At 67.7% G+C, this 24,881-nt stretch carries 24 protein-coding genes, 2 tRNA genes and 1 pseudogene; 9 read left to right on the top strand and 18 right to left on the bottom strand.

From position 1 onward, the window contains the following. The first annotated feature begins 69 nt into the window (after nt 1-69). The 4 genes and pseudogenes from OG817_RS25070 (at nt 70) to OG817_RS25055 (ending at nt 2,740) form a co-directional block, all read left to right on the top strand. Nucleotides 70-1,242, top strand: coding sequence for a LacI family DNA-binding transcriptional regulator (locus OG817_RS25070; protein ID WP_406047067.1), 1,173 nt, complete (start codon nt 70-72; stop codon nt 1,240-1,242). 499 nt (nt 1,243-1,741) lie between these two features. Next, nucleotides 1,742-2,116: pseudogene (locus OG817_RS25065) on the top strand (DUF3631 domain-containing protein); the annotation flags it as partial. Between the two features lie 18 nt (nt 2,117-2,134). Continuing rightward, on the top strand, nt 2,135-2,356 hold the full coding sequence (locus OG817_RS25060) for a helix-turn-helix domain-containing protein (protein ID WP_406047066.1): 222 nt from the start codon (nt 2,135-2,137) through the stop codon (nt 2,354-2,356). 12 nt (nt 2,357-2,368) lie between these two features. Next, on the top strand, nt 2,369-2,740 hold the full coding sequence (locus OG817_RS25055; protein WP_406047065.1) for a hypothetical protein: 372 nt from the start codon (nt 2,369-2,371) through the stop codon (nt 2,738-2,740). Nucleotides 2,741-2,843: 103 nt separating this feature from the next. Here the strand turns inward: OG817_RS25055 and OG817_RS25050 are convergent, their stop codons facing one another. From OG817_RS25050 to OG817_RS25025, 6 genes are all read right to left on the bottom strand, one after another. Next, a complete protein-coding gene (locus OG817_RS25050) occupies nt 2,844-3,125 on the bottom strand; it encodes a hypothetical protein (protein ID WP_406047064.1) in 282 nt (93 codons plus the stop codon). 666 nt (nt 3,126-3,791) lie between these two features. Next, on the bottom strand, nt 3,792-4,769 hold the full coding sequence (locus OG817_RS25045) for a nucleotidyl transferase AbiEii/AbiGii toxin family protein (RefSeq protein WP_406047063.1): 978 nt from the start codon (nt 4,767-4,769) through the stop codon (nt 3,792-3,794). 4 nt (nt 4,770-4,773) lie between these two features. After that, nucleotides 4,774-5,418 carry a type IV toxin-antitoxin system AbiEi family antitoxin domain-containing protein gene (locus OG817_RS25040; RefSeq protein WP_406047062.1) on the bottom strand — a complete coding sequence of 215 codons (645 nt, stop codon included), beginning with the start codon at nt 5,416-5,418 and terminating at the stop codon, nt 4,774-4,776. A gap of 216 nt (nt 5,419-5,634) precedes the next feature. Then, on the bottom strand, nt 5,635-6,801 hold the full coding sequence (locus OG817_RS25035; protein WP_406047061.1) for a hypothetical protein: 1,167 nt from the start codon (nt 6,799-6,801) through the stop codon (nt 5,635-5,637). Next, on the bottom strand, nt 6,798-7,148 hold the full coding sequence (locus OG817_RS25030; RefSeq protein ID WP_406047060.1) for a hypothetical protein: 351 nt from the start codon (nt 7,146-7,148) through the stop codon (nt 6,798-6,800). The genes OG817_RS25035 and OG817_RS25030 overlap by 4 nt, the downstream gene beginning before the upstream one ends. 81 nt (nt 7,149-7,229) lie before the next feature. Next, nucleotides 7,230-7,967, bottom strand: a complete 738-nt coding sequence (locus OG817_RS25025) for a hypothetical protein (RefSeq protein ID WP_406047059.1) — start codon at nt 7,965-7,967, stop codon at nt 7,230-7,232. Nucleotides 7,968-8,676: 709 nt separating this feature from the next. Here OG817_RS25025 and OG817_RS25020 point away from each other — a divergent pair. After that, nucleotides 8,677-11,079 carry a TOTE conflict system archaeo-eukaryotic primase domain-containing protein gene (locus OG817_RS25020; protein ID WP_406047058.1) on the top strand — a complete coding sequence of 801 codons (2,403 nt, stop codon included), beginning with the start codon at nt 8,677-8,679 and terminating at the stop codon, nt 11,077-11,079. Nucleotides 11,080-11,125: 46 nt separating this feature from the next. Here OG817_RS25020 and OG817_RS25015 read toward each other — a convergent pair whose 3' ends face one another. From OG817_RS25015 to tenA, 4 genes are all read right to left on the bottom strand, one after another. Beyond that, nucleotides 11,126-12,274, bottom strand: coding sequence for a tyrosine-type recombinase/integrase (locus OG817_RS25015; RefSeq protein ID WP_406047057.1), 1,149 nt, complete (start codon nt 12,272-12,274; stop codon nt 11,126-11,128). A gap of 278 nt (nt 12,275-12,552) precedes the next feature. After that, a tRNA-Lys gene (locus OG817_RS25010) sits at nt 12,553-12,625 on the bottom strand. A gap of 59 nt (nt 12,626-12,684) precedes the next feature. Beyond that, nucleotides 12,685-14,232, bottom strand: coding sequence for a phytoene desaturase family protein (locus OG817_RS25005; protein ID WP_406047056.1), 1,548 nt, complete (start codon nt 14,230-14,232; stop codon nt 12,685-12,687). After that, the gene (tenA, locus tag OG817_RS25000; protein ID WP_406047055.1) at nt 14,229-14,891 is read right to left on the bottom strand and encodes a thiaminase II; all 663 of its coding nucleotides are present in this window, start codon (nt 14,889-14,891) and stop codon (nt 14,229-14,231) included. The genes OG817_RS25005 and tenA overlap by 4 nt, the downstream gene beginning before the upstream one ends. 93 nt (nt 14,892-14,984) lie before the next feature. Between tenA and OG817_RS24995 the strand changes: the two genes are divergently transcribed. Beyond that, entirely contained in the window at nt 14,985-16,703 is a 1,719-nt protein-coding gene (locus OG817_RS24995) for an aminotransferase class V-fold PLP-dependent enzyme (protein WP_406047054.1), read from the top strand. Nucleotides 16,704-16,746: 43 nt separating this feature from the next. On the opposite strand, the gene OG817_RS24990 is transcribed toward OG817_RS24995, so the two are convergent. From OG817_RS24990 to OG817_RS24980, 3 genes are read right to left on the bottom strand one after another with little or no spacing between them, the layout of a single operon-like run. Continuing rightward, on the bottom strand, nt 16,747-17,994 hold the full coding sequence (locus OG817_RS24990) for an ankyrin repeat domain-containing protein (RefSeq protein ID WP_406047053.1): 1,248 nt from the start codon (nt 17,992-17,994) through the stop codon (nt 16,747-16,749). Next, the gene (locus OG817_RS24985; RefSeq protein ID WP_406047052.1) at nt 17,991-18,491 is read right to left on the bottom strand and encodes a hypothetical protein; all 501 of its coding nucleotides are present in this window, start codon (nt 18,489-18,491) and stop codon (nt 17,991-17,993) included. Before OG817_RS24985 ends, OG817_RS24990 begins: the two co-directional genes overlap by 4 nt. A 35-nt stretch (nt 18,492-18,526) precedes the next feature. After that, nucleotides 18,527-18,721, bottom strand: coding sequence for a hypothetical protein (locus tag OG817_RS24980; protein ID WP_406047051.1), 195 nt, complete (start codon nt 18,719-18,721; stop codon nt 18,527-18,529). Nucleotides 18,722-18,862: 141 nt separating this feature from the next. Here OG817_RS24980 and OG817_RS24975 point away from each other — a divergent pair, with 141 nt between their 5' ends. Genes OG817_RS24975 through OG817_RS24965 form a run of 3 tightly spaced genes read left to right on the top strand, consistent with a single transcriptional unit; the run spans nt 18,863 to nt 21,171 of the window. After that, on the top strand, nt 18,863-20,062 hold the full coding sequence (locus OG817_RS24975; RefSeq protein ID WP_406047050.1) for a sensor histidine kinase: 1,200 nt from the start codon (nt 18,863-18,865) through the stop codon (nt 20,060-20,062). After that, the gene (locus OG817_RS24970) at nt 20,059-20,679 is read left to right on the top strand and encodes a response regulator transcription factor (protein WP_360451807.1); all 621 of its coding nucleotides are present in this window, start codon (nt 20,059-20,061) and stop codon (nt 20,677-20,679) included. Before OG817_RS24975 ends, OG817_RS24970 begins: the two co-directional genes overlap by 4 nt. Before the next feature lie 9 nt (nt 20,680-20,688). Beyond that, the gene (locus OG817_RS24965) at nt 20,689-21,171 is read left to right on the top strand and encodes a RidA family protein (protein WP_406047049.1); all 483 of its coding nucleotides are present in this window, start codon (nt 20,689-20,691) and stop codon (nt 21,169-21,171) included. 33 nt (nt 21,172-21,204) lie between these two features. On the opposite strand, the gene OG817_RS24960 is transcribed toward OG817_RS24965, so the two are convergent. The 5 genes from OG817_RS24960 to OG817_RS24940 form a co-directional block, all read right to left on the bottom strand. After that, nucleotides 21,205-22,005, bottom strand: coding sequence for a hypothetical protein (locus OG817_RS24960; protein ID WP_406047048.1), 801 nt, complete (start codon nt 22,003-22,005; stop codon nt 21,205-21,207). A 14-nt stretch (nt 22,006-22,019) separates the two neighbouring features. Further along, a complete protein-coding gene (locus tag OG817_RS24955; protein WP_406047047.1) occupies nt 22,020-22,508 on the bottom strand; it encodes a SigE family RNA polymerase sigma factor in 489 nt (162 codons plus the stop codon). 493 nt (nt 22,509-23,001) lie between these two features. After that, nucleotides 23,002-23,074, bottom strand: a tRNA-His gene (locus OG817_RS24950). A 79-nt stretch (nt 23,075-23,153) separates the two neighbouring features. Then, the gene (gene orn, locus OG817_RS24945; protein ID WP_131364129.1) at nt 23,154-23,774 is read right to left on the bottom strand and encodes an oligoribonuclease; all 621 of its coding nucleotides are present in this window, start codon (nt 23,772-23,774) and stop codon (nt 23,154-23,156) included. Nucleotides 23,775-23,856: 82 nt separating this feature from the next. Next, complete coding sequence (locus tag OG817_RS24940) at nt 23,857-24,765, bottom strand: class I SAM-dependent methyltransferase (protein ID WP_406047046.1); 909 nt, start codon at nt 24,763-24,765, stop codon at nt 23,857-23,859. Nucleotides 24,766-24,881: the final 116 nt, after the last annotated feature.

Here is a 24,881-nt window from a genome sequence, read left to right as displayed (position 1 = left end):
ATCGGTGGTGCGCCTGTGTGGCGGGGGCGCGGACGGAGGATGGGCCCGCGGAGCCGCGTGAAGTGATGAATGAAAGTTTCAGAATCTTTCGACTCGAACGCTAAGGTCCGGTTCGATCCGCGTCAAGATCTCGGCCGCACGAAGGCAGGCCCCGCGACGGAAATCCGGTGGCGGGTGGCGCGTGTAAAATGTCGGGAAGGGGTCCGAAAATTTCTGTTGGGAGTCACAGTGGCCAAGGCGGACCGCGTGAAGATCGCCGACATCGCCCGAGCCGCTGGCGTCTCGGCCCCGACCGTGTCGAAAGTTCTGAACGGCCGCTCGGAGGTGGCCCCGGAGACCCGCGAGCGGGTTCGCGAGGTGCTCCGGTCGCACAACTACCAGCGGCGGCCCAGCGGGAAGCAGCCTCGGGCCGGACTGGTCGACCTGGTGATCAAGGAGCTGGCGACGCCGTGGTCGGTCGAGATCATCCGGGGTGCGGAGGATGCCTGCCGGGAAGCCGGCATCGGCCTGGTGGTCTCTGCGGTGCACAGCGCTCAAGCCGATGCTCAGCGTTGGCTGGACAACCTTGCCGGGCGGCACTCGGACGGCGTCCTGCTGGCGGTCTCCGACCTGGGGAGCGCCGAGCGCGAGCGGCTGGACGCCTTGGGTGTTCCGCTGGTGCTGATCGATCCCATCGGCGATCCGGACCCGGACATCGCCTCGATCGGGTCGACCAACTGGGCCGGCGGCCTGGCCGCGACCGAGCACCTGGTCGAGCTGGGACATCGGCGGATCGCGATGATCGCCGGCTTGCCGAACCTGCTGTGCACCCAGGCCCGGCTTGGTGGCTATCGCGCTGCGCTGGAACGCGCGGGGATCACCCCTGATCCCGAGCTCTTGCGCTTCGGCGACCACTTCCCGCCGAGTGGCCGGGCAGCGGCGCTCGAGTTGCTGGACCTGCCCGAGCCGCCCACCGCAATCTTCGCCGGAACGGACCTGCAAGCCTTCGGTGCCTACAAGGCGCTCCAGTCGCGCGGCGTGCGCATCCCCGACGACATCAGCGTCGTAGGGTTCGACGATCTGGCCGCCTGCGACTGGGTGACGCCGCCTCTGACAACCGTGCAGCAACGGCTGGTGGACATGGCGCGGATGGCGGTGCAGGTGATCATCGATGGTGGCAGCGACGCCGGCGAAGCCCGCCGCATCGAGCTGGCCACGTCGCTCACCGTCCGGGAGAGCACAGCGCCCCCTCGACTGATATGACCGTGTCAGGCACGTACTCGGGCTGTCGGGGCGATGGGTGCGCAGGGCAACGGATCCTTCTGGTCCGAGGTCGCCGCAGACCTCGCCGCAGTCCAGCTCGAGCAGACGCACGACATCTCGGCAACCGCCGCAGTTCTCGCGGCCGCGAGGCCGGGCGCGACGATGTGCGTTCTTCCGGAAGGGCCGCAAACCATTCCGTACCTTGCAAAAAGCACTAGGCCCCTTGCGGCCGCCCGAATGTGCCGGCGCTTGGTGTCGATACGGCTGTCACTTCTACCAAGGGGAGATTGCCGTGTCGAACACTATGCGTGTCGCCGGTGGGTTTCATCGGCGTTGGGCGGGATGGCCACGCGCGGTCGGTGAGCCCGGTGACGGTGCTTCATCGGCCGTCGAACTCCCGGGTGGGATCCCCGCACGCTGCGAAGGGACGCCGGACCTTGTGATCTGAGCCGACGATGAGTCCGTTCGGCCCGCCGCCCCGGCTGAGCTCGCGCCCTGGGCAACGATGGGCGCGGCCGGACTTACCGCGATGCGCATGGGCTACCTGCTACGCGATTTCGAGATCCGCAGCGACACCATCCGGTTCCCCACCGGCCAGGCCAAGGGCTACCACCGCAGCGATTTCGCCGACGCGTGGAACCGCTACTGCCCCGAGCCAAAACCAGCTGGTGGGGAAGCCGTACCAGCCGTACCAGCCTCAACATCGCAGGTCAGCCCCGATGAGGCTTCCCCCACTGGTACGGCTCAAGCCGTACCAACCGACCAAGCCTCCTCGACCCTGACCTGCGAAAACGAGGCTGGTACGGCTGGTACGCCTTGGGTCCCCAGAGCCGTACCCGACCTGATCGACGACGACCGCACCAACTGCGCCTGACCTGGGAGGCATCACAAGTTGTCCGAAGGAATCGCGGAACTCGACCTGGCCCTGATCGGCGAGCACGCCGCCCGTTGGACGGTGCACGACGTTGCCGACGTCCTACGGGTCTCGGTCAAGACGATCTACAAGTGGCGGCTGACCGGCGAGGGGCCGGTTGGCGCGCGGATCGGCAAGCACCTGCGGTACGACCCCGCCGACGTCGTGGCCTGGTTCGAATCCCAGAAGCGAGCAGCCTGAGAGGACATCTGAATGGCACGCAAACCCCTTCCGCTGGGGAGTTGGGGAAAGATCCGTACATACGTTGCCCTGCGCAACGAGAAGGGTAAGGCCACATCGCATCGGTCGGTCGCGAACTACCGCGACTTCGACGGCAAGGTGCGTCAGGTGGAGGCTATCGGCCGCACGATTTCGCAGGCCGAGAGCAACTTGATCGAGAAGCTCAAGAACCGCCGTCGAGCGAACCAGGACGCCGGACTTGATGCGATGGATCGATTCTCGGTCGCGGCGGAACTGTGGTTCGGCAAGCTCGAAGAGAAGGTGCGGGACGGCAAGAGATCTCCGGGCACGGTAGACACGTATCGGCGGCAGCTCGACAACCACGTGTTGTCTGCGCTGGGGTGAGGTGCGACTGGGTGAGCTGACCACGCCACTCCTGGACAAGGTGATCGGGAAGATCAAGGCGGAGGTTGGCCCACCGACCGCGAAGACGTGTCGGAGCGTTATCTCAGGAACCCTCGGGCTCGCCGCTCGGTACGGCGCGATCGACCACAACCCGATCCGAGATGTGGACACGATCGAGGCCGCGTCCAAGCGCAAGGCACGGGCACTCACCGACGACGAACGGGAGGCATGGTTCGACCAGCTCCGAGCCGATCCGGGTGCGGTGGCAGCCGACCTGCCTGACCTGTCCACCTTCATGCTCGCGACCGGCGGACGGATTGGGGAGTCTCTGGCCGTACTCGGTCATCAGGTCAACTTCGCTGCGGGTGAGGTCGAAATCACGCACCAGATCATCCGCGTAAGGGGACAGGGACTGCTCCGAATCAGGACCAACTCGCGGGCTGGGGAGCGTGTGCTGAAAGTGCCGGCATGGGGCTTAGCGATGCTTCGTCGGCGGCTCATGGACGGCTGTCGGATGGACCAGCCGGTGTTTGCCAACGCGGACGGCGACTACCGCGATCCGACCGCATCCGCGGACCCGCCACGTCCGCGCTGCCCCGTCCTTCGTCACGATGTCGAGCATAGTGACTACTGGTGGTCGTGGACCCACATCTGGCCCCGGCCTCCTCATAGCTGCCAGAGCAAGGCCAGCGCAGCACGCGTCAAGAGTCGGCCTGCCCGATCCGCTTGCAGCCGACGTGTCGTAGGACACAAAGGCATGGGATAAAGCATGGGTCGCGGATAAGCGAAAGCCCAGGTCAGCTCTCTGACCTGGGCTTTTGTGCGCCGCCAGGGACTCGAACCCCGAACCCGCTGAATTCCATCCTAAGTTGATCAGCGTTGCCCAATGATGCTCGGAATCCCTTACAGGTAACGGATTCCGCGGCTGCTTGATGCGCGTAAGTTCTCATCGGCAACCATCCTCTCGCGCTGATTAAGGTGTGCAAAGAGGTGGGTAGGAGCCGTCAGCAGGACCAGGAAGTCGGCTTCTGGCCTGGTTGCGAATCGCGTGTTAATTGATCTCTGGGGCCGACTCGGAGACGCTGCGGGCGGTCACCCAGGTCAGGTTCTGTGGATCCCATTTCGCGGTGTTCGCGTGCTCGTCGAGTGCTGGGTCGATGAAGATAGCAACGAGTTGTGCTGCGGTCATGGCGGTAAAGGATTCGGCTGCTGGCACGCCTGCCGCGGTCTTGGGGTAGGTCCTGGTCCAGTCGGCGGGGATGTCGAAGTGCCCGAACGGATCGATGTTGCTGAGGTGCTGTTTGGCGGTGATTGCGGTTCGTAGCTCGTGCAGGTCCACTGTCTGGGTGTGTGCCAGCACGACGAGGTCGACCAGGTCCTTGACGCGGCTGCTGGGCTTGCCGCCGGGATAGTTGGTGTCCATGGTCGCGCAGACTTTGTCGGCGATCTGGTCGCTGACCGGATAGAGCCGGTATGGGTGAGTGATCAGAGGTCGGCGCAGGTGGAGCCGGTTGGCGGGCTCGATCACTTCGGGTCGTCCGACCGGCGGTGGCCCGATCACGAGATCGACCACGACCGTGTCGATCTGGGTGTCGTGGTCGATATCGATGCAGGCGAAGACGTAGCGCCGTGTTGCGACTCCGGGTTGGTTGTCGCCGAGGCCTGTGGGCGTGGAGCGGATGAGCCGGAATGTGAGATGGTCGCCGAGGTCGACGTCGACAAGGCCAGTCAGTGCTCTCGCAGCCTCGGCGAGATTGGTCGCGTGCTGTGCTGCGAGGTCCATGTCCTTGGTGGTGCGCGAGCGGGGCACGCGGGCGAGCATGCTCATCCCGCCCTTGAGTAGCCACTCGGACTGCTCGCCCTGGGCGAAGACGCGGGTGAGGAACCGGTCGAAGCGCGCCTGCCGGATCTGGGCATCGACGCTGGCGGCACTGACGCCGGGACCTGCTTGCTGGGCTGCCTTCTTCGCGGCGTCCTTGATTGCCAGCTCCAGGGATCGCCAGTCGGCGTAGCCGTCATGCTCAGTCATGGTCTCATCCTTCCGGGCTCACGCCGGCCAGCTCGTACAGGTCGTTCGCCAGGGAGTTGCCGTCGCTCCTGCGTCGCGCTGCGATGGGGTCGAGGTAGGTCGCGAGCCGGTCGGGTGCGACGAGCTTGTCGGCGCGCACGGCGTCACGGATGGCGCCGGCGACGAGGGATATGTCGGTCCCGAGCTCGACCAGATCTGCGATCGTTCGCTCGACGGTCAGGGTGGGGAGTCCATCGACGGGCATCACCTCGTCACGGGTCAGTTGCCGGATGCGCAGACGCACGCCGGGAAGCCGGGTTCCTTTGCGTGCAGCCACCATGAAGTCGAAGCCGTCGAGGAAGAAGTCACCGATGTCGTGAACGATCGCTGCCGTGATGCCGGCCGCCACGATCGATGCGACACCGGCGCTGGTGCGGGGCGCGGTCGCTCCACCAAGGGCTAGCCAGGTTGCGTAGATCGCCTCGTGATCCTGTGGTGGCGCTCCGGCCATGCGGTAGACGCCCTGTGCCACACGCTCGATCGCACCGGCCGACGCCATCCGCGACAGCTGCTTGCGGGAGACACCGGCATCCTCGGCCTGCGCAGTGGTGACCAGGCCCCACCGACGTTCCGCGATGGAGCCGAGCCGCACCAGCGTCGAATCAGCCACAGCAGCAATTGTACCCAATTCCGGGGACAAATGTTGTCGCCGCTCCGTTCCGTGGCCTGGCGGCGGGCTTGCGTCCGAGTAGGTCTGTGTCGTGATGAACGGGCTGTCGTCGGGTACGACGAGACACGGCCCGAGAAAAGGCTGATCTGATCAAGCGAGCGCGGCTCGGCCATCCTGGGCAGGCGGTTGGCTGGTCGGCGGAGATGCGGATCGAGTTTAGATGCCGGCTCGGTTGAGGCGTTCGATGAGGCTGGGTTTGCGTGCGTGGGTTTGCCGCAGGGTGGTGGTGCGCTGGGTGAAGGTGCCGGGGCGGTCTTCGCGTTCGGCGAGTGCTTGGAGGTCGGTGAGTAGCGTGACGGCGGTGTCGTAGTCGGCCGGTTTCCGGGTGGCGATTAGGGCGTCGACTCGTGACCAGGCAGCGTCTTCCTGGCGGGCGAGGTCGTCGAGTCGTTGTTCGCGGGCTAGGGCGCGCGCCTGCTCGCGGCGCGCCTCTTCTTCGGCGTGTTGAGCGGCGAGCCGACGCTCATGGTCGGCACGCCGGCGTGCGGCGTTGTCGAGCAGGTCGGCAACGGTGCGGGGGGTTGGGGTGGGGATGGTCGGGGTGATCTCGTCCCGGAAGCGGCGCAGCATCTCCATCCGTACCCGCGCGGCGTCACCTTGGACGACCCGTCGCAGCAGCCGGTCCTTGTCGGCGATCGGCAGGCCGGCGACCCAGTCGGCGATATCTTCGGGATCGTCGGCGATCTCTTCGACCGGAGGGGAGGTTTGGGCCGCGGTCTCGAGCAGGTCGTCATCGAGGCGGAGGAAGTCGGCCAATGCTCGCTGTGCCGCGGTGAGCGTGCCGAGCCCGGGCGGGACTGGTGGTTCGAGGTCGTCGTCGGCGTCGCTGTCGAAGACGTCCTCGTCGCGTTCCCAGGCGCCGTAGGCGGCCAGCCACGCGAGGTAGAGCGGCCGGAGATCACTCGCGGCGAGTTCGGCGCGAACGCCGACGATGGCCGACAGCTTCGCCTCGGCGTCATAGTCGAGGTCGAACTCGCCTGCGTCGTCGTGGCTGGTGAAGTCGAGCACGACGAACTCGCCCGCGATCCAGGCGCTCAACTGGTCGCCGGCGCAGTATTGATCGACGACCTCGGGGTCGAGCAGATCACTGGGCAGGCGGAACATCACGCGGTGCATGCCCCAGCTCGTCACCTGCAGATGCGCGTCGTAGTAGCGCTCCATCAACAGGTTCGGGTCGCCGCGGAAGTCGCCCCAGTGATACTCGTTCACGAAACTGGTGGCCGTGATTCTTGCCCGGGTGGACAGCGATCGGACCGCGGCCTGCTCGTCCTCGTTCAGTGGCCGGTCGATCCCCAGGAATTCGTAGTACTGGTACTCGCTCACGGGCCGTCCAGTCCGTCGGCGTGGTTGAAGGGTTCTGCCCAGAAGCTCGAGTCGTCGCCCAGGTGGAAGTACAGATGACCTTCGATCGTCGCGTGGTCGACAAGCGCCGCCCAGCCTCGTCCGCTGACTTGGTCGCCCTCATCGACTCCTTCCCAGGTGAAGTCGACACCGGCCTGGCCGTCTCGCTCGGCTGGACGGCAGTCCAGCCAGCCGCGGACGGCGATGAACCCGAGCTGGCCGGTCCCGTCCCCGGTGAACTCGATGAAACCCGGATCGGTCAGGTCGATGGCGTCGCGGTCCCATCCACTCATCTCCACGATCCGCCACCGGCCGATCAACGGTGCCATGAATCTCCGAGCTGCTTTGCCACGGGCGCCAGCATAGCCATCGCGTGCAGGCTCGTCGCCGCGCCGGGCGTGCCGGAACGATCAGGTGAGGAGCCACCGTTTGTATGGTCCGTCCGGTTGGTTCTCGCCTCGGATCTTGCCGGCTCTGGCGAGTTCGGCAAGCGTTCCGGCGACGAGATATTTGGTCAGGTCCGGGCTCAGCTCGGCGGTGGACCATTTCTGTCGTGGGCCGTTGTGAGCGCGCAGAACGGCCAGGATGCGTTGTTGCTTGTCCACCGCGCTGATCGGGTTGGTCGCGAGTTTCGACGCGCCGTACGCCTTCGTGATCAGCCTCCGGACCCGCGCGGGATCGCTGATGATCCGGCGGGCTTGGTCCTGACTGTGCTTGATGGTTTGTCTGTCGCCGGCCGCGATCGCGTCGACACCGGAGACCAGATCCTCGAGGAACTGTCGCTGCCGGGCGGTGAGGGTGAAGGCCGTGTGGCGACGTTGACCGACGAAGTTTCCTTGGAGCGGAACGATGTGACCGTGGTCGGTCAGCCGGACTATGATCCGCTGGAACACATCGCGAAGCGTCTGGGAGTCCCGCCACCGTGGCAGGGTCCTCAGATGTGCTTCGACCTCGTCCCGGGTGATGACCACGGCGTCGGCCGTCCGTCGGCTGTTGATGTAGGCGACGGCTGCGTTGTGGAGGGCGTAGTTGCCGCTCCCGGTTGCCGTCGGCAATGGTCGGGTCACCTGATGGCTGGACGTCATCGTGTAGGTGGGCTGGGTCTTGTAGCCGAGCAGTCCCGCCTCCGCCAGGGGCGCAGCGGACATACCGACGGTCATCTCCCGCAGCCCGATTCGTCGTGCTATGTCGGCTTGGTGTGCGGGGAGAGGCGCGTCGAGTAGCCCATGCAGCAGGGCGAGCCTTCGGATCGGGGATCGCTCGGCGTCCGCGCCGCCGGCTTCGTTGACGGCAGTCTTTCCGAAGACTTGGGTGTGTGTGACTCGGCGCCGCTTGGAGACGGCCAGCAGGTGACCTGCCAGCGCGGCCGCGATTCCACCGGCATGTCTTTGACATGCCGGATGAAGCCCTTGTCTTTGGCCTCTCTGCGGACCAGACCGGCGGGCTCGAAGGAGTAGATGCAGTACTTCTGCTGCAGGTTCACCGTTCCACGACAACCGGTCGGGAGCCTGAATGTCCAGGAACCTGTGGTGAAGCGCGGAGACGCCGTAGCCGATGGCGGGCTCCATGCTCAGAAATGTCAGAGCCTTGGCCTCATGGTTGCCCACCGCAGCCGGCAGAGCACCAATTCGGCGGGAAGGCAGCAACGACCAGAGGATAGACGGCGTTCGACCGGCTTCCCGGCCTCCAAGCTCTGTCCAGACAGGCAATGCCGCTCCGCATATCTGTGCTGTAGGCATGTGCCGGTTTGGATCAATGGACTAATTGGCCGGAAGTCAAGTCCCGGGACATGTCGTCGCGCGGCTTATCGCCGGCGTTGGGGGACAGGGCGGTCTTGGGCGCTGGCAGGATGGTCGCGTGAGTCTTCGTGACGGTCGCGATGGCGGCGGAAGCCCGGACCTGCGCCGTGAGTTGTCCGAGCTGCGGACCGAGCGGGACCGGCTGCGGGCCGAGAATGCGCGCCTGTCCCGTCTGCTGGAGCTACGAGGCCAGGACACCACGCCCGCGGCCGAGCAACTCGCGGCCCCTATCGGGCCAGGCGGGCTGGTGTCGATGGCAGGCTCGACGCCGCAGCAGAAGCTCGCCCTCTACCTGGACCTGTTTCGCGCCAGGACCGACACCTACGCCAGGCACTGGGAGGACCCGCGCACGGGAAAGAAGGGGTGGATGCCCGTGGCGGCGGGTGGGTGGCGCAAGGGTATGACTCGCGCGACCGCCCGTCTGCTCCCGCTGACTCCGGACGTCGTCGCGGAGCACCTGGCCGCGCGGTCGCGGCAGGACCTGTTCATTGGCCTGTACCCGATGCTCCCGGACAACACCTGCTGGTGGCTGGCTGCCGACTTCGACGGCAAGACCGCGATGCTCGACGCCCTGGCGTACGTCAAGGCCGCCCGAACTGTAGGCGTCCCCGCTGCGCTGGAGATCTCCCAGTCCGGTGCCGGGGCGCACGTGTGGATCTTCTTCACCCAGGCGATCCCCGCACAGACAGCACGCGCGGTCGGGACCGCACTGATCCACGAGGCCATCCTCCAGCGTGGCGCCATGAGCCTGGGCTCCTACGACCGTCTGTTCCCGAGCCAGGACGTACTGCCCGGCTCTGGCCCTGGCAACCAGATCGCCGCACCGCTGCACGGCAGCCGCCGCAAGGACGGGCTCACGCTGTTCCTCGACCCGGCCACGCTGGAACCGTACGAGGACCAGTGGGCGTTCCTCTCGACGCTGGACCGGCTCACCCCGGGTGACGCCGCCCGGCTCGCCCGTAAGGCGTCGCGCGCCACCGTCGGCCACGACGTCACGGCCCTGGCACGAGCCGAGTCCACCAAGGTGCACCCGCCCATGCCGCCGGTCGTGCATGCCGAACTCGCCGCCGGCCTGGTCCTGGACGCGACCGCACTCCCGCCTGCCGCTCTTGCGACTTTCAAGCATGCCGCATCGATGGCGAACCCGAAGTTCTACGAGCTGCAACGGTTGCGCAAGTCCACCTGGGACACCCCGCGGTTCGTCACCGGTTACGACCTGACCCTGGACGAGAAGCTCGTCCTGCCTCGCGGACTGCGGCATCTGGTCACCGGCATCATCGAGCGCAGCGGCGCCCGCCTCGACGTCACCGACAGCCGGACCGCTGGTACGGAGATCGACGTCGCGCTGATCGGCGAGCTCACCGACCGGCAGGCCGCGGCAGTCGGCGAGCTGCTAGCGCACGACGACGGCGTCCTGGTCGCCCCGCCAGGATCCGGCAAGACGGTCATGGCGTGCGCAATCATCGCCGAACGAGCGGTGTCCACAGTGATCCTGGTCGACCGCAAGGCCCTCGCCGACCAGTGGCGCACCCGGCTGGCCGAGTTCCTCGGCCTCAAACCGGGACAGGTCGGCGGCGGGCGGAGCAAACTGACCGGGATCGTCGACGTCGCCATGCTGCCCACCCTGGCCAGGCACGACGACGTCGCGAACCTGACCGCCGGATACGGGCAGGTCATCGTCGACGAGGCACACCACATCGCCGCAGCCGCCTACGACCACTCGGTCAAGAAGATCGCCGCCCGGTACTGGCTCGGCCTCACCGCCACTCCCGACCGCCGCGACGGCCTCGGCGAGCTCCTGCGCTGGCAGCTCGGACCGGTCCGGCACATGATGACCGACGAGATCCCCGGGACGCTGGCCGAAGCAGCCGACACCAGCGCCGGACCGGCACGAGTGCTGCATCTGCACGAGACCATGTTCACCGCAGCAGATATCGATCAGGACGCCCTGTCACCTATCGCCGAGGCACATCGGGCGCTCACCGCCGACAGAGATCGCAATGAGCAGATCCTCGAAGATGTCCACGCCGCTCTCGCCCAGGGGCGCAACTGCCTGGTCCTGACCCGCCGGGTCGCCCACCTTGAAACGATGACCTCGCTCCTGGCAGGTCGCGGCCACGAACCACTTGTGCTCCAGGGAGGCATGCCGGCCAAGGATCGACGCGCGGTCGTCGAGCGACTCACCGACGCCAGGGCTGGGGACGGCGTCCTGGTCCTGGGCACCACACCGTTCGTCGGCGAAGGGTTCGACGCACCGGCCCTGGATACCCTCTTCCTCGTGGCGCCGATCTCCTTCGACGGACTCCTGGTCCAGTGCGCCGGACGAGTCGTCCGCCCCGCACCCGGCAAGGCCGTCGCCGAGGTCCACGACTACCACGACCCGCTCGTCCCGCTGCTGGCAGCCTCGCTCCAGCGGCGCATGCCCGGGTACAAGCGGCTGCGATTCGACCGGGCCCGATGACGCCCCTCGCCACTGGGTGCCAGTCGTCGTGCACAAGACCATCGGGTCAGCCCTGGACGATGTGCGAGGATCCGCCGGTGCCGCTCATGAAACCACTGCTGGCGAGGATCGACCGTTCCCGCGAACAGCTGCTCGACCCTCGTTCGAGACATTGTGGATCACGTCCCTGGCGCCGAGTCGCGCTCGACCACCGGCGGGTTGACCAAACTTTCTCGGATTCGCCGACACCCCGGGATATCCGGCACCAGTCCGCAAACCTTCCGGGACCGCGTGGCACCGCAGTGAGTGCTGTGCGGAGGGCGCGGCGTGTGTTGGAGGGGTCGCGGTAGCCGCCGGTCGTGTCGGGGAAGACGGGGTCGTCGGGGCGGCGGTCGGTGGTGTGGCGTTCACGGAGCATGGCGGCGGCCCAGCTGGGGAGGCTGAGGGTGCGTTCGCCGGTTCTGGATTTGGTGGGCTTGCGGATCAGGCCTTCGCCGGGTGGCCGTGCGATGGTGTGGGTGATTTCGACGGTGCCGGCTTCGAGGTCGGCTTGGTTCCAGAGGACGGCGAGTGCTTCGCCGATGCGGACGCCGGTGGCACGCATCAGCGTGACCAGGTCTGGAAGGTCGGCTTGTACGGCGCGTTCATCCGCGGTCAGGCTGTTCTGCAATAGGGTGACTTCTTTCGCAGTGAGTGCTCTGGTTGGGTTCTTCGGTCTGGCTTGGATGGCGTCGACTTCGCGGGCGGGGTTGACGGTGGTGTCGCCGTACCGGACGGCAGGTTTCATCGCGCCGGAGATGACGGCGCGGCAGGTTCTGGCGGTGGGGGCGCCGGCGTGGTGCTTGATGTTGGACAGGACGGTGTCGAGGCGCTGGGTGGTGGCTTCAGCGATGTGGAGTTCGCCGATGGCGGGACGGACATGGTTCTTGAGGGCGCGCCGGTAGGTGGCGAGCGAGGTGGGTGAGCGTGTCCTGTCGGCGATGAGTCCTTCGAACCTTCGCTCCCACAGGTCGAGGAGGTGGTTGATCTTGTGGGCCGCGGTGAGGTCGCCGGAGTGGTTGGTCTTCGCGCGGCTCTGGAGTTTGGTGAGCAGGGCGGTTCGTGCGGCGGTTTTGGTTGTTCCGGTGGCGGTGACGGCGCGGACGTTGCCGTCTTGGTCGCGAAACTTGGCGTGGGCCAGGTGCTTGGTGGGTTTGCTGTTCTTGTTGGTCTTCATGGTCCTGGTGGAGATCTCTCCCCAGGTTCCGATGGGCAGCGGTGTCCTCGGCATGTGTCTCCTCCAGCCAGCTGTGAGCGTTGCCTGTTCAACGCGTGGCCGGTGCGGAGGACGGTGAGTCGGACATGTTCCGCACGCATGTGATGTGACGCACAGTCACGACGAGATGAAGTCAGGACAGCCGGTCGGCGAGAGAGCGTGCGGCTGAAAGCGTCGAATAAAAGGTGTCCTGTGGGCATGAAGAAACCCAGGCCACACCGTCGTGACCTGGGCTTTTGTGCGCCGCCAGGGACTCGAACCCCGAACCCGCTGATTAAGAGTCAGCTGCTCTGCCAATTGAGCTAGCGGCGCTTGTCGTGCTTTGGAACGATGAGGATCGTAGCAGGGCGGCGGGGGAGATGCGAAATCGGTTAGCGGGTGAGGATGGTCATGGCGGCGTTGTGGCCGCCGAGGCCGGAGACGGCGCCGCCTCGGCGGGCGCCGGAGCCGCAGAGGAGGAGGTTGGCGACGTCGGTTTCGGTGCCCCAGCGGCCGGTGTCGGCGTCGTCGGTGGCCCAGGGCCACTGCAGGTCGCCGTGGAAGATGTGGCCGCCCGGCATGCCGACGGATTCCTCGATGTCGTACGGCGTCTTGGCCTCGATGCACAGGTTGCCGTCGGCGTCGCGGGCGATGCAGTCCTCGAGCGGCTCGGCCAGGTAGGAGTCCAGGCCGGCCAGCACCCGGCGAGCCGCCTCGGCCCGCGCCACATCGTTGTCGGAGGCAAACAATCGGGCCGGGAAGTGGACCCCGAACACGGTCAGCGTGTGGTGGCCGGAGGCAACCAGCTCCGGCGAGAGGATCGACGGGTCCGTCAGCGAGTGGCAGTACACCTCGGACGGCGGCGTCGACGGCAGCGCTCCCGAAGCAGCTGTCTGATAGGCGGACTCCAACTGGCTGTAGTCCTCGTCGATGTGGAAAGTCCCGGCGAACGCCCGCGCCGGATCGTCACCCGACTTCAACGCCGGCAGCCGCGACAGCAGCAGATTGATCTTCAGCTGCGACCCCTCAGGCTTCACAGCGGAGTCACGACCACGCAGCGCATCCAGAGTGGCCGGAGCGACGTTCGACAGCACGTAGGAGCAGTCGACCGACCGCTCCCCGTCGCCACCCAGCCAGGTGACCGACCCGCGTACGCCGTCCGCCTCGACGGACGTCACCGACGCGTTGGTGACCAGCGACGCACCGGCCCGCCGGGCAGCGGCGGCCAGAGCGTCCGTCACCGCACCCATGCCGCCGACCGGCACCCGCCACTCGCCGGTGCCGTTGCCGATCAGGTGGTAGAGGAAGCACCGGTTCTGGATCAGCGACTCGTCGTGCAACCCGGCGAACGTCCCGATCACCGAGTCCGTCGCCACCACGCCACGCACGGTGTCGTCAGCAAATCGTCGTTCCACGGACTCACCGAACGGCCGCTCGATCAGCTCGTCCCACAGCGCGGCGTCGACCCGGGAGCGCATTTCGGCGGCCGACTGGAGCGGCTCAAGGAGAGTCGGCGCGACGGCGGCGGCCAATGAGCCCACTGAGCCGTAGAACGACGTCCACGCGTCGTACTCGGCGTCGCCCCCGGTCAGGGCGGCGAACGAGGCGCGGGTCGCCGGGCCCTCCGGTCGTTCGACGAGGAGGCCGAGGTCGCGGCCGGAGCGGCGTACCGGGGTGTACGACGCGACCGAGCGGGACCGGAGGTCGAGACCGAGGCCCAGGTCGGCGACGACCTTGTCGGGCAGCAGGCTGACCAGGTACGAGTACCGCGACAGCTTGGCGTCGACGCCGGGGAACACCTGCTGGCTGACCGCGGCGCCGCCGGTGTGCGGCTGCTGCTCGAGGACCAGTGTGGTCAGGCCGGCCTGAGCCAGGTAGGTAGCGGCGACGAGGCCGTTGTGCCCACCGCCGACGATCACGACGTCGTAGAAGTCCATCATCCGACCGGCCAATCGAGCTTGTGGTACGCGGCGTCCCAGAACATCCATTCGTAGCGGCAGGTTGTGGCGAAGTGCTGATGACATCGTTCCCGCTCGGAGGCACTGACGTCCAGACCATCCGTCACAGCCAGCACCGACTCGACGACGGCATCGAACTCGTCCGAGCCGTACGTCTCGATCCACTGCCGGTAGAGCGGGTCCGGCGACGACCGCTTCAGCAGTTCGCGGCCGACGTCGCGGTAGATCCAGTAGCAGGGCAGTACGGCGGCCACGGCCTCGGCGTACGTGCCCGTTGCGCAGACCGCGGTCAGATAGGACATGTACGCCGTTGTCGTCGGTCCGGACCCCGCAGCGTCGACATCGGCCGCGGAGATGCCCAGCGAGCCGAGCAGCGAGCTGTGTAGCGAGCGTTCGACCGCGATCGCGTTGGCGGCGTGCAACGCGAACATGCTCACCGCGTCCTCGTCGACCGCTCGGCCGGCGACCAGGCTGAGCGCGCGCGAGTAGGCGCGCAGGTAGTGACTGTCCTGGACGATGAAGTAACGGAACGCGTCGTGGTCCAGAGTCCCGTCGATCAGCCCGGTGATGAACGGATGCCGGACGATCTCGTCGTACACGGAGGCGCCACCGCGGTCCCACAGCTCGCCGGAAAACGTCATCCCAACTCCCTCGCCGTCAACTGCCACCGACCTTATCCACAGGACGCGATCCGGACACGAGACGTAGGTCACTCGGCCGTTCTACCCTGAGCCATGACGATCCAGGGGGAGCGAGTCGAGGCGCCGCCGGACACGCCGTTGCTGCGGCGGATCCGGGCGTCGGTGATCGGGGACGACCAGGTGATGCCTGGCCCGTACGGTCTGCGCCGGGTCACGTACGCGGACTACACCGCCTCGGGGCGCGCGCTCACGTTCCTGGAGGACTTCATCCGCGAGGAGGTCCTGCCGCGGTACGCGAACACCCACACCGAGTCCAGCGGCACCGGCCTGCAGACCACTCGTCTGCGTGAGGACGCCCGCCGGATCATCCTGCACAGCGTCGGCGGCGACGACGAGACCGCCCTGATCTTCTGCGGCTCGGGCGCGACGGGCGCGATCGACAAGTTGATCGGCATCCTCGGCCTGCGTATCCCGGCCGAGCTGGACGACACCTACCACCTGACCGACCAGATCCCGCGGGACCAGCGACCGGTCGTGTTCATCGGGCCGTACGAGCACCACTCCAACGAGCTCCCGTGGCGTGAGTCGATCGCCGACGTCGTCGTGATCAGCCAGGACCACGACGGCCACATCGACATCCCGCAGCTCGAGCAGAGACTGATCGAGTACGCCGCCCGCCCGCTCAAGATCGGGTCGTTCTCCGCGGCCAGCAACGTCACCGGCATCGTCAGCAACACGCAGCGGGTCTCGGCCCTGCTCCATCAGTACGGCGCTCTGTCGTTCTGGGACTGTGCCGCCGCGGCGCCGTACGTCGAGATCGGCATGTACGCCGGCCGCGACGTCGACCCACTGTCCTACAAGGACGCGATCTTCCTCAGCCCGCACAAGCTGATCGGCGGTCCCGGTACTCCCGGCGTACTGGTCGCCCGGCGCGAACTGCTCCACAACCGCGTCCCCGACGTACCCGGTGGCGGGACGGTGCGGTACGTGAACCAGTTGGAGCATCGCTACATCGAGGATCCGGTGCATCGGGAGGAGGGCGGCACGCCGGCGATCATCGGGTCGATCCGGGCCGGCCTCGCGTTCCAGCTGAAGCAGGCGGTCGGCATCGACGTGATCCGCGCGCACGAGGACTCGTACCTGCGTCGCGCGGTCGAGGCCTGGAAGAGCGAGCCGAAGATCCAGATCCTCGGCAACCTGGACGCGGAGCGGTTGTCGATCGTCTCGTTCGTGGTGAAGGCACCCTCCGGGCGGTTCCTGCACCACAACTTCGTGGTCGCGCTGCTGAACGACCTGTTCGGCATCCAGTCGCGCGGAGGGTGCTCGTGCGCGGGCCCGTACGGCCACACCCTGCTCGGGATCGACCTGGTGCAGTCGCACGAGTTCGAAGAAGAGGTCATGCACGGCTGCGAGGGGATCAAGCCGGGCTGGGTCCGGGTGAACTTCAACTACTTCATCTCGGAGGCGGTCTTCACCTACGTCGTCGAGGCGGTGAAGCTGGTCGCGCGGGACGGCTGGCGGCTGCTCGGTGACTACCGCTTCGATCCCACGAACGGGTTGTGGCGGCACCATCGTGGCGCGGTCGAGCCGCCGCTGCGGTTGTCGGAGGTCGGGTACGACGCCGACGGGACACTGCGCTACCCGCGCCACGACCACACCGCGCCGGAGTCGGCTCTGCAGGACTACCTCGCCGAGGCGCGGGACCTGCTGTCCACCTGCCAGGAGGAGAGCATCCATCATGAGGGCACGGTGAACTCCGAGTTCGACCACCTGAGGTGGTTCGACCTCCCGTCGAGGTGTTTGAGCCCCTGACCGACTAAGTGGTGAAGACCTGGGACGCGCTCGCCGGGGCCGGCTAGTTCGCGGCCTCCAGGATTGCGGCGATCTCGTCGTACCCGCGGCTGCGCGCATGCTGGATTGGAGTGACGCCGTCACCGTCGGGCAGCGACGGGTCGGCGCCCGCGGCCAGGAGGATGCGGACGATCTCCTGCCACGGTCCGGTGCCCTTGCCGAGGATCACGGCCTCCAGCAGTGCGGTCCAGCCGAGGTCGTTGACGTGGTTCACGTCGATCCGGGTCTGTACGACGCGGCGGACGTAGTCGACGTGACCGCGTTCGCTCGCCGGGATCACCGAGATGCCGCCGAAGCGGTTGCGGAGCTTGAGGTCCGGGTTCGCCGGGAGGAGGGTCTCGAGCATCGCCACGCTGCCGGTGACGCCGGTGACGAGCCACGCCGAGTCGCGGCGGTCGTCCTGCGCGTCGGGGTCCGCGCCGAGGCCGACCAAGAGGCGAGCGACGTCGACGCGATCGTTCAGGGACGCCAGCAGGAGAGCGGTACGCCGGTGGTCGTCGCGCGACTCCAGCGGCGCTCCCGCTGCCAGCGCGGCGGCGGCCTTGTTCGCGTCGCCTGCCGTGGCTGCGGCGAGCAGGGCGGAGGCTGCGGAGGTCGGGCGCTCGGTAGTGAGTACGGCGGTCACGGCGGTCTGACCGAGCTTCTGTGCACCTTGTACTGGCGTGGTTCCGTCGCGCTCGGCTGGGCGGTCGCGGTCAGCTCCGGCGGCGATGAGCAGGCGGACGGTGTCGACGTACTGCGGGGTGCCCTTGCCAAGGAGGACTGCCTCGTGGAGGGCGGTCCAGCCGAGGCGGTTGACGTGGTCGACGGCCACACCGGCGCGTAGCAGGCGGGCGACCACGGGTGCGTGACCGCGTTCGGCGGCGCGGATCAGCGCCGTACCGTGGTAGCTGTCGAGGCTGCGGACGTCGGCGCCGTGCTGGAGGGTCAGGTCGAGCAGGTCGAGGTAGCCCTCGCTGGCGGCGATCAGGAAGGCGCTCTGCACGGTGTCGTCGACCGCGTTGACGTCGGCGCCGGCGGTGATCAGTCGACGGGCTCCGGCGACGTCGTTCTTCCAGGCGGCGGCGATGAGTTGGGTGTCGAGAGTGTCGTCGGTCGGCACGGGAGAGGTCCTCGGGGTGAGCTGAGCGGTCGGGGTGAGCTGACCAGGGGTCTGCTGAGCGGCCGGAGTAGGGGCTGAGGCGGCCGTGCAGCCGGTGGCCGCCGTCACCAGGATGACGGCAGCCACGGCGATCGGGCGACGGCGGGTCATCGGCGCGGCGGGGTCAGGGCGACCACCTGGTACGGCGGGAGCCCGACCGGCTCGTCGAACTTGCTGTCGACCAGCAGCAGCCAGCCCTGCGCGAGCTTCGCGGTCGTGTACACCCGGTCCGGGTCGGTTGCGGTCGCGCTCACCAGTTGCGCCGTACGACCATCCTGAGACAGCCGGAGCGTGGTCAGCACCTTGGAGAAGTTCCGCACGACCCAGAGCGTGCGACTGTCCTGGACGAGACCGTCGGCGTTGACCAGGTCCGCCGTACCGCTGTCGATTGTCGACACGCGGCCGGTCCGCAGGTCGAACCGCCACAGCTTCCCAACGTTGCCTTGGGCCACGACCAGCGCACGACGGTCTGGCGACAGCACGATGCCGCCGAGGTTGAACCCGCTCTGGGTCGGAATGGTCGCGGTCGCGTCCACCCAGGTCCGGATCGTCCAGCGACCGTGCTTCTCGGCGACGCGGAACACCTGCGGCGCGTTGGAGTTGGTCACGTACGCCGCTCCGTCCGGCCCGATCACCAGGTCGTTCAGGAACGCGCTCGGTACGCCAAGAACCGCTGCGTGCGTACGTCGTACCCGATGCCCTCGTACTTGGATCCGCCGCTCGCCACCGGGTCGCCGGGCAGCTCGTACGTGCTGGTCCGGGCGGACGCCAGTGGCGCGCAGACGCCGAGCAGTACGGCGGAGAGCGCGAGAGTCGCGGAGAGGGAACGGACGGACATGAGTACCTCGCATCAAGTGTCGTGGACTGTGCATCCAGCCTGGTCGACGGAGGACGCGGGTACGACGGGCGTTCGGGGACGATCGAGTAGCCGTTCGGATGATTCTGAAGCGGGCTGACCGGGCCTACCATCGGCTGGACCATGACCAATCCAGGGACCACTTCACGCGCACCGGCCTGGACTGCCGGGATTCTGGGCCACGCCAGCGGGCTGGTGACGGCGCTGCACACGGCGTTCGTCGTGTTGGTGGTGGCGTCCGCGGTGCGGTACCTGTCCGGGCACGGGTTCGGGGATCAGGCGCCGTGGGTGCTTGGTGGGGCGGTGGTGCTGCTGGCTACCTATGCCGCGCATCGACTGCTGCCGAGCCGGCTGTGGCTGGCGTTGCTGGTGGCAGTCTGGTTCGGGCTGGTCCTGGTGGCGCCGTCGTTCGCGTGGTGCGCTGTGCCGCTGTCGTTCGTGGCGCTGCGGGTGCTGCCGTTCTGGCCGGCCTGTGCGGTGGTTGCTGGGATGGTGGCGACCACTGTGGTCACGTGGACGCGGATGACCGACCGGCTGGACCCGACGATCGTGCTGGGACCGGTGTGCGTCGCCGTACTCGCGGTTGGTGCGTATCGAGCGCTGGAGCGGGACGCGCTCGCGCGGCAGGCGCTGCTGGACGATCTGCATGCGGCGCAGGGCGATCTGGCTGATGCGCAGCACCGGGCCGGTGTACTGGCTGAGCGGGCGCGGCTGTCGCGGGAGATCCACGACAGCGTCGCTCAAGGGCTGTCCAGCATCAATCTGCTGCTGCAGGCCGCCGAACACGAATGGGACGACCGGCCTGCCGCGGCCCGCGAGCACGCTGCCCAGGCGGCGGCGACTGCTCGCGACGGGCTGGACGAGGTACGCCGAGTGGTCCGGGACCTGGCACCCGCGGAGTTGGCGAGCGGTCCGGGGGAGCCTGCGCTGCCAGGTGCGTTGCGGCAGACCTGTGAGCGGCTCGCCGCGCACGCGAGTGTGGAGGTCCGCGTCCAGGTGCACGGGACTCCGGTGCCGCTCGGCGCGGAGATCGAGACCGCGTTGCTACGGACTGCGCGCGGTGCACTGGCTAATGTGCTGGAGCATGCAGCTGCGAGCACAGCCGTGGTGACGCTGACCTATCAGCCGGACGCCGTCGTACTGGACGTCCGCGACGACGGCCGCGGTCTGCCGGACCGCACTGGCAGCACCGATCCGGACCGGGGGCGAGGCCTGGCTGGTATCCGCGATCGCCTGCGTGAGCTGGGCGGCACTCTGGTGCTGGAGAGCGAACCGGGTGAGGGTACGGCGCTCGCCGCGTCGGTCCCGTTGGTGCGCTCATGATCCGGGTCGCGCTTGTAGACGACCATCCGGTGGTTCGTGCGGGGATGCGAGCGCTGGTGGAGGGGCAGGAGGACCTGTCTGTGGTCGGCGAGGCGTCCGATGCGCACAGCGCCGAGCAGTTGGTCGCTGCTGTTCGGCCGGACGTCGTACTGATGGATCTCAATCTGGGCTCCGGCCCTGGTGGTGCCGAGGTCACCGCGCGGCTGCGGGCCTTGCCGGAACCACCGCAGGTCCTGGTGCTCACGACGTACGACACCGAGGCCGACATCATGAGCGCGATCGACGCCGGCGCCTCCGGCTACCTCCTGAAGGACGCACCGCCCGACGACTTGTTTCGCGCCATCCGCGGCACTGCTCGCGGTGAGGTGATCCTGGCGCCCGCGATCGCTGCCCGGCTGGTGAAGCGATCCGGGCCGACGCTGACCGAGCGCGAGGTCGAGATCCTCGGCCTTCTCGCGACCGGTCGGTCGAACCGCGAGATGGCCCGCCAGTTGTTCGTCAGCGAGGCCACGGTCAAGTCCCACCTGTCGCACATCTACACCAAGCTCGAAGTCGACACCCGGGCCGCCGCCGTCGCCCGCGCCATCGAGCAACGCATCATCCGTCCCCCGTCCTGAGGAAACCCCATGGAGATCGAGAAGAGACTGGCCGAGCTGGGACTCACGCTGCCGGAGCCGATGCAGCTGCCCGGCGTCACGCTGCCCTTTCCCTGGGTCCGCCTGTACGGCGATCGCGCGTACGTCTCCGGTCACGGGCCACTCACGGCCGACGGGAAGCTGCCCGAACCGCTGGGCAAGGTCGGTGCGGAGGTGACAGAGGAGCAGGCGTACGACGCGGCCGCGCTGACCGCGTTGTCGATGCTGGCCTCGTTGCGCCGGGAGCTGGGTGACCTGGACCGGATCGTTGCCTGGGTGCGCGTCTTCGGGATGGTGAATGTCGCGCCGGGCTTCCATCGGATGCCGGCGGTGATCAACGGCTTCTCGGACGTGATCCTGCAGTTGTGGGGTGTGGAAACGGGGCAGCACGCCCGCTCGGCGGTCGGCCAGGCCGCCCTTCCCTTCGACATCCCGGTCGAGATCGAGGCCGAGGTCGTCATCACCCCACGCTGAGCGGCCCGGCCGCTGTGCGGCCGGGCCTTTCGGCTATCTGGTGCCCTTGCGGGTGGTCCAGGGCTTGGCGCCCTTCGAGGGCTTGACGGCGGTGGGCGCCGGGAACTGCCAGCTCTTGCTCTGGGCCATGGTGGCGAGTTGGGCAGCGGTGAACAGGGGCTTCGCGCGCGTGTGCTCGATCCCCTTCTCGGCCGGCCCGTTGTAGCTCGCGAGGCCGATGTAGCGGTCGTCGGGGTAGGACAGCTCGACGCGATTGAAGAGGACGCCGTACTCCTCGTTCCGGGCGTCGGAGTACTCCGGCTCGTCGGAGGAGGAGTACATGCTCGAGCCATCGGGGTTGATGCTGCAGCCTGGGCCGCCGCCCAAGCAGGGGTTCGCCGTACCGTCGGCGGCCAGCAGGACCTCGACGAGGGACGCGCCGTTGCCGTCGTCGACGAGGTACGACGCCGCGAGGAAGCCCTCCTTCGCGCTCCCGCGGACCGTCGGTTCGGACAGCGTGCGGCCCGGCGCCGCGATGAGGCGCTTGAGGGTCGCCAGAGCCTGTTGCGGTGTCCCCGCGGCCGGCTTGGCGAGAGGAGTCGGGGTCACGACCGGGACCGGCGTACCCGAGACGGAGGCCTCGGACGGCGTACCCAGCAGCTGGATCCCGCCCGCGACGAGTCCGGCGGTCGCCAGCACGGCGCCCGCCCCGGTCACGGAGAGCAGCGTCGTACGCCGGCGGCGTAGCCGGAGTCCCTGCTGGACGCTCCGGTCGAGGAGGTCGGTGCTGACCGGCTCGAGGTTCTCGGTGGCCCGGTCCATCAGGCTGGGCAGCGTGTCGTTCAGGTTGTTCATCATGTTCCTCTGGGTCAGTGGGCGATCAGCTGTACGGCGTTGTCACCCAGCACCACGCGCAGGCGGTCCAATGCCCGGGCCGTCCGCGTAGTGATCGCGCTGGCGTTCTTTCCGAGATCGAGCGCGACCTGCTCAACGCTGCGATCTTCGAAGTACCGCAGCACCAGCACGGCCCGATCCAACGGCGCCAACTCGCCCAGCGCCTCCCGCAATGCCATCCGGAGCTCGACATCGCCCACCCGCTCAACCTGCTCAGGTAGCTCGGCAGTAGGCCGCTCCGACCAACTCCGTCGTCGCCGCTGCGAGATGAACGTCCGAGCCATAGCGGTCCGCGCATAAGCTCCCGGATTGTCGATCCGGGCCCACGTCTTGAGCATGTTCGCGAGCGTGTCCTGGACAAGATCCTCAGCATGATGCCGGTCGCCAGTCAGCAGCCAAGCCGTCCGGTACAACCGAGGTATCCCCGCCCGCGCAAACTCCTCGAAGTCTTCGGTAACCGCCATCCCCAGCCTCTCGTCGACGCCTTCACCCCAGAAGACGCACCAACCCCCCGACGAGATCACACCCCAAGGTCAGAAAACCAAGGAGAGCACCCAAACACAGAACGCCAGCACCCCCACCGCAAACGTCACAACCAGCACGACCCCATACCCAAACCACACGTTCCCCGAGCTCTTCACAACCCCATCCCATCAGCCCGGACACGACCAGACAAAACCACCCCAGCCACGGCCCAAACCCAACAAGCAACCCCAGCCCCCGCGGAAACCCAACCGACAACCCCAGCCCCCGCGGAAACCCAACCGACAACCCCAGCCCCCGCAGATAGCCAACCGACAAACCCAAGCCACCGCGGAAAGCCAACCAACAACCCCCGCCGAGGTATGGGGGTGTGGGTGGCGAAGCCCCCACCCGCGGCAAGCGAAGCGCAGCCGCACAAATGCCGACGGCGACCCGGCCTGCGCTCTCCGCAGGCATGGGTCGCCGTCGACGTCGGGTGAGTGACGGGACTCGAACCCGCGACCACCTGGACCACAACCAGGTGCTCTACCAGCTGAGCTACACCCACCATTGCCGTCCGCGTGCGACGGCTGAGCAATCATAGCGACGATGTCCGGGGACATGAAATCGGGCCCGGACGGCCCTGTTCAGGAGGCGGGTTGGGAGTCTCCGACGGGGTCGCTGATGAGGCTGGCGGCGGCTCGGGCGGTGTCGGAGTCGGGTCCGGGCTGGGGCACGAACACGGTCCGGCGGTAGTACCGGAGCTCTTCGATGCTCTCGGTGATGTCGGCCAGCGCGCGGTGGTTGCCGGTCTTGGCGGGGGTGGCGTAGTACACCCGCGGATACCAGCGGCGGACGAGTTCCTTGATGGAGCTGACGTCGACGTTGCGGTAGTGCAGGTGGGCTTCGACCTTGGGCATGTCGCGGACGAGGAAGGTCCGGTCGGTGCCGACGGAGTTGCCGGCCAGGGCGGCTTTGCGGGGTTCTTTGACGTAGCCGGAGATGAAGTCGAGGACCTGCTGTTCGGCGTCGGCGAGCGGGATGCCGGTGGCGAGTTCGTCGAGCAGGCCGGAGGCGGTGTGCATGTCGCGGACGAAGTCGCCCATCTGCTCGAGTGCGCCTGGTGGTGGTGCGATCACCAGGTCGATGCCGTCACCGAGCACGTTGAGCTCGTAGTCGGTGACGAGTACGGCGACCTCGATCAGGGCGTCTGCCGCCAGGTCGAGGCCGGTCATCTCGCAGTCGATCCACACCAGCCGGTCGTTCATGGGCACCCACCTTACGGCGAGCCGCCGACACGTTTGCGCGCGGATGCTCGAACTCCCGGCGTGGCGTGGACCTGGAGGGTGGTCAGCGGGGTGCGTGACCGAGGTGGATGCTGCGGACGGAGAGGACGAAGAGATCGGTACGACGGCCGAGGTACTGGTCGCCGTCGGGGTCCAGAAGCCGTTCCCAGGTGGCGAGATCCTCCGGGCTCAACCACTCACCGTCCTCTGGGCTAACGTGACCGTGGCCATGGCCGTGGCCGTGCCCATGCGTGGGTTCGGCGTCGAGGGTGAGGCGCTCGACCCGGTGCCGGAACTGAGTGACGAGGCGGTCGCGCTCGTCGTCGGACAGCGGCGCCGGCGTCTCCGTCAGGATGCTGCGCGTCGTGACGTCGCTGAGGCCGGCGCGGGTGAGCGCGTCGGTCCAGCCGTACGGCATCGGCACTGTGCCCGGCAGCGACTCACGCATCGCCTTGAACCAGCGGTCCTGCGCGTGATCGAGCCGCAACTCGAGTCCCGGCTCGCCTACACCGAGGTCCCACGGCAAGCTGCGGGCCGGCAGACCGCTCTCCGCGAGCGCCAGCCGCCCGCCTGGTGCCAGAAGCGACGCAAGCGCGTCGACCGCCGCCTGCTGGTCGGCTGCGTGATGCACTGCGCCGGCCGCCCAGATCAGGTCCGCCGGTGCGTCGATTGCCTTGCGCAACGGCTCGGCACCGTCATCCATAGAAGCCAGCTCGCACCGGACTGCACCTGCCGTGTGCTCCCGCGCCTGCTCCAGTACGTCGGGGTCCGAGTCGATCGCCACGACAGTCGCATCGGCTGTCAGAGCTTCTGCCAGCGCCTTGGCCATCCCGCCGCCACCACAGCCGACGTCCACCGCCACCTTGTCGGTCTCGCGGACCAGACTGGTCGCCACCGTCCTGTTCCAGCCCGCTTCCCCCTCCGCCGAAGTCCGCAACCGCCCAGCCTGCTCTGCCCAATCAATCTGCACCATGCCCTCAAGTCTCCGCCGACGACTGCTGCTTTCCCACATTCATTTGCCATTCCGGCAACTACCCGCGGGCCAGAGGTGGCCTTCCCGGGCTGGACGGGAGCGTGCCCGGCGGTGGC

This window comes from Kribbella sp. NBC_00889, assembly GCF_045207705.1.
Lineage (GTDB): Bacteria > Actinomycetota > Actinomycetes > Propionibacteriales > Kribbellaceae > Kribbella.
The sequence above is the reverse complement of the archived record's forward strand: the minus strand, read 5'-3'. Positions and strand labels throughout refer to the sequence as shown.

Coding starts and splice junctions, on each gene's coding strand:
- OG817_RS25070 (WP_406047067.1), top strand. CDS start 70: ATGAAAGTTTCAGAATCTTTCGACTCGAACGCTAAGGTCCGGTTCGAT.
- OG817_RS25055 (WP_406047065.1), top strand. CDS start 2,369: ATGGCACGCAAACCCCTTCCGCTGGGGAGTTGGGGAAAGATCCGTACA.
- OG817_RS25045 (WP_406047063.1), bottom strand. CDS start 4,769: ATGACTGAGCATGACGGCTACGCCGACTGGCGATCCCTGGAGCTGGCA.
- OG817_RS25030 (WP_406047060.1), bottom strand. CDS start 7,148: ATGGCACCGTTGATCGGCCGGTGGCGGATCGTGGAGATGAGTGGATGG.
- OG817_RS25025 (WP_406047059.1), bottom strand. CDS start 7,967: ATGTCCGCTGCGCCCCTGGCGGAGGCGGGACTGCTCGGCTACAAGACC.
- OG817_RS25015 (WP_406047057.1), bottom strand. CDS start 12,274: ATGAAGACCAACAAGAACAGCAAACCCACCAAGCACCTGGCCCACGCC.
- OG817_RS25005 (WP_406047056.1), bottom strand. CDS start 14,232: ATGATGGACTTCTACGACGTCGTGATCGTCGGCGGTGGGCACAACGGC.
- tenA (WP_406047055.1), bottom strand. CDS start 14,891: ATGACGTTTTCCGGCGAGCTGTGGGACCGCGGTGGCGCCTCCGTGTAC.
- OG817_RS24995 (WP_406047054.1), top strand. CDS start 14,985: ATGACGATCCAGGGGGAGCGAGTCGAGGCGCCGCCGGACACGCCGTTG.
- OG817_RS24990 (WP_406047053.1), bottom strand. CDS start 17,994: ATGACCCGCCGTCGCCCGATCGCCGTGGCTGCCGTCATCCTGGTGACG.
- OG817_RS24980 (WP_406047051.1), bottom strand. CDS start 18,721: ATGTCCGTCCGTTCCCTCTCCGCGACTCTCGCGCTCTCCGCCGTACTG.
- OG817_RS24975 (WP_406047050.1), top strand. CDS start 18,863: ATGACCAATCCAGGGACCACTTCACGCGCACCGGCCTGGACTGCCGGG.
- OG817_RS24970 (WP_360451807.1), top strand. CDS start 20,059: ATGATCCGGGTCGCGCTTGTAGACGACCATCCGGTGGTTCGTGCGGGG.
- OG817_RS24965 (WP_406047049.1), top strand. CDS start 20,689: ATGGAGATCGAGAAGAGACTGGCCGAGCTGGGACTCACGCTGCCGGAG.
- OG817_RS24960 (WP_406047048.1), bottom strand. CDS start 22,005: ATGAACAACCTGAACGACACGCTGCCCAGCCTGATGGACCGGGCCACC.
- OG817_RS24955 (WP_406047047.1), bottom strand. CDS start 22,508: ATGGCGGTTACCGAAGACTTCGAGGAGTTTGCGCGGGCGGGGATACCT.
- orn (WP_131364129.1), bottom strand. CDS start 23,774: ATGAACGACCGGCTGGTGTGGATCGACTGCGAGATGACCGGCCTCGAC.
- OG817_RS24940 (WP_406047046.1), bottom strand. CDS start 24,765: ATGGTGCAGATTGATTGGGCAGAGCAGGCTGGGCGGTTGCGGACTTCG.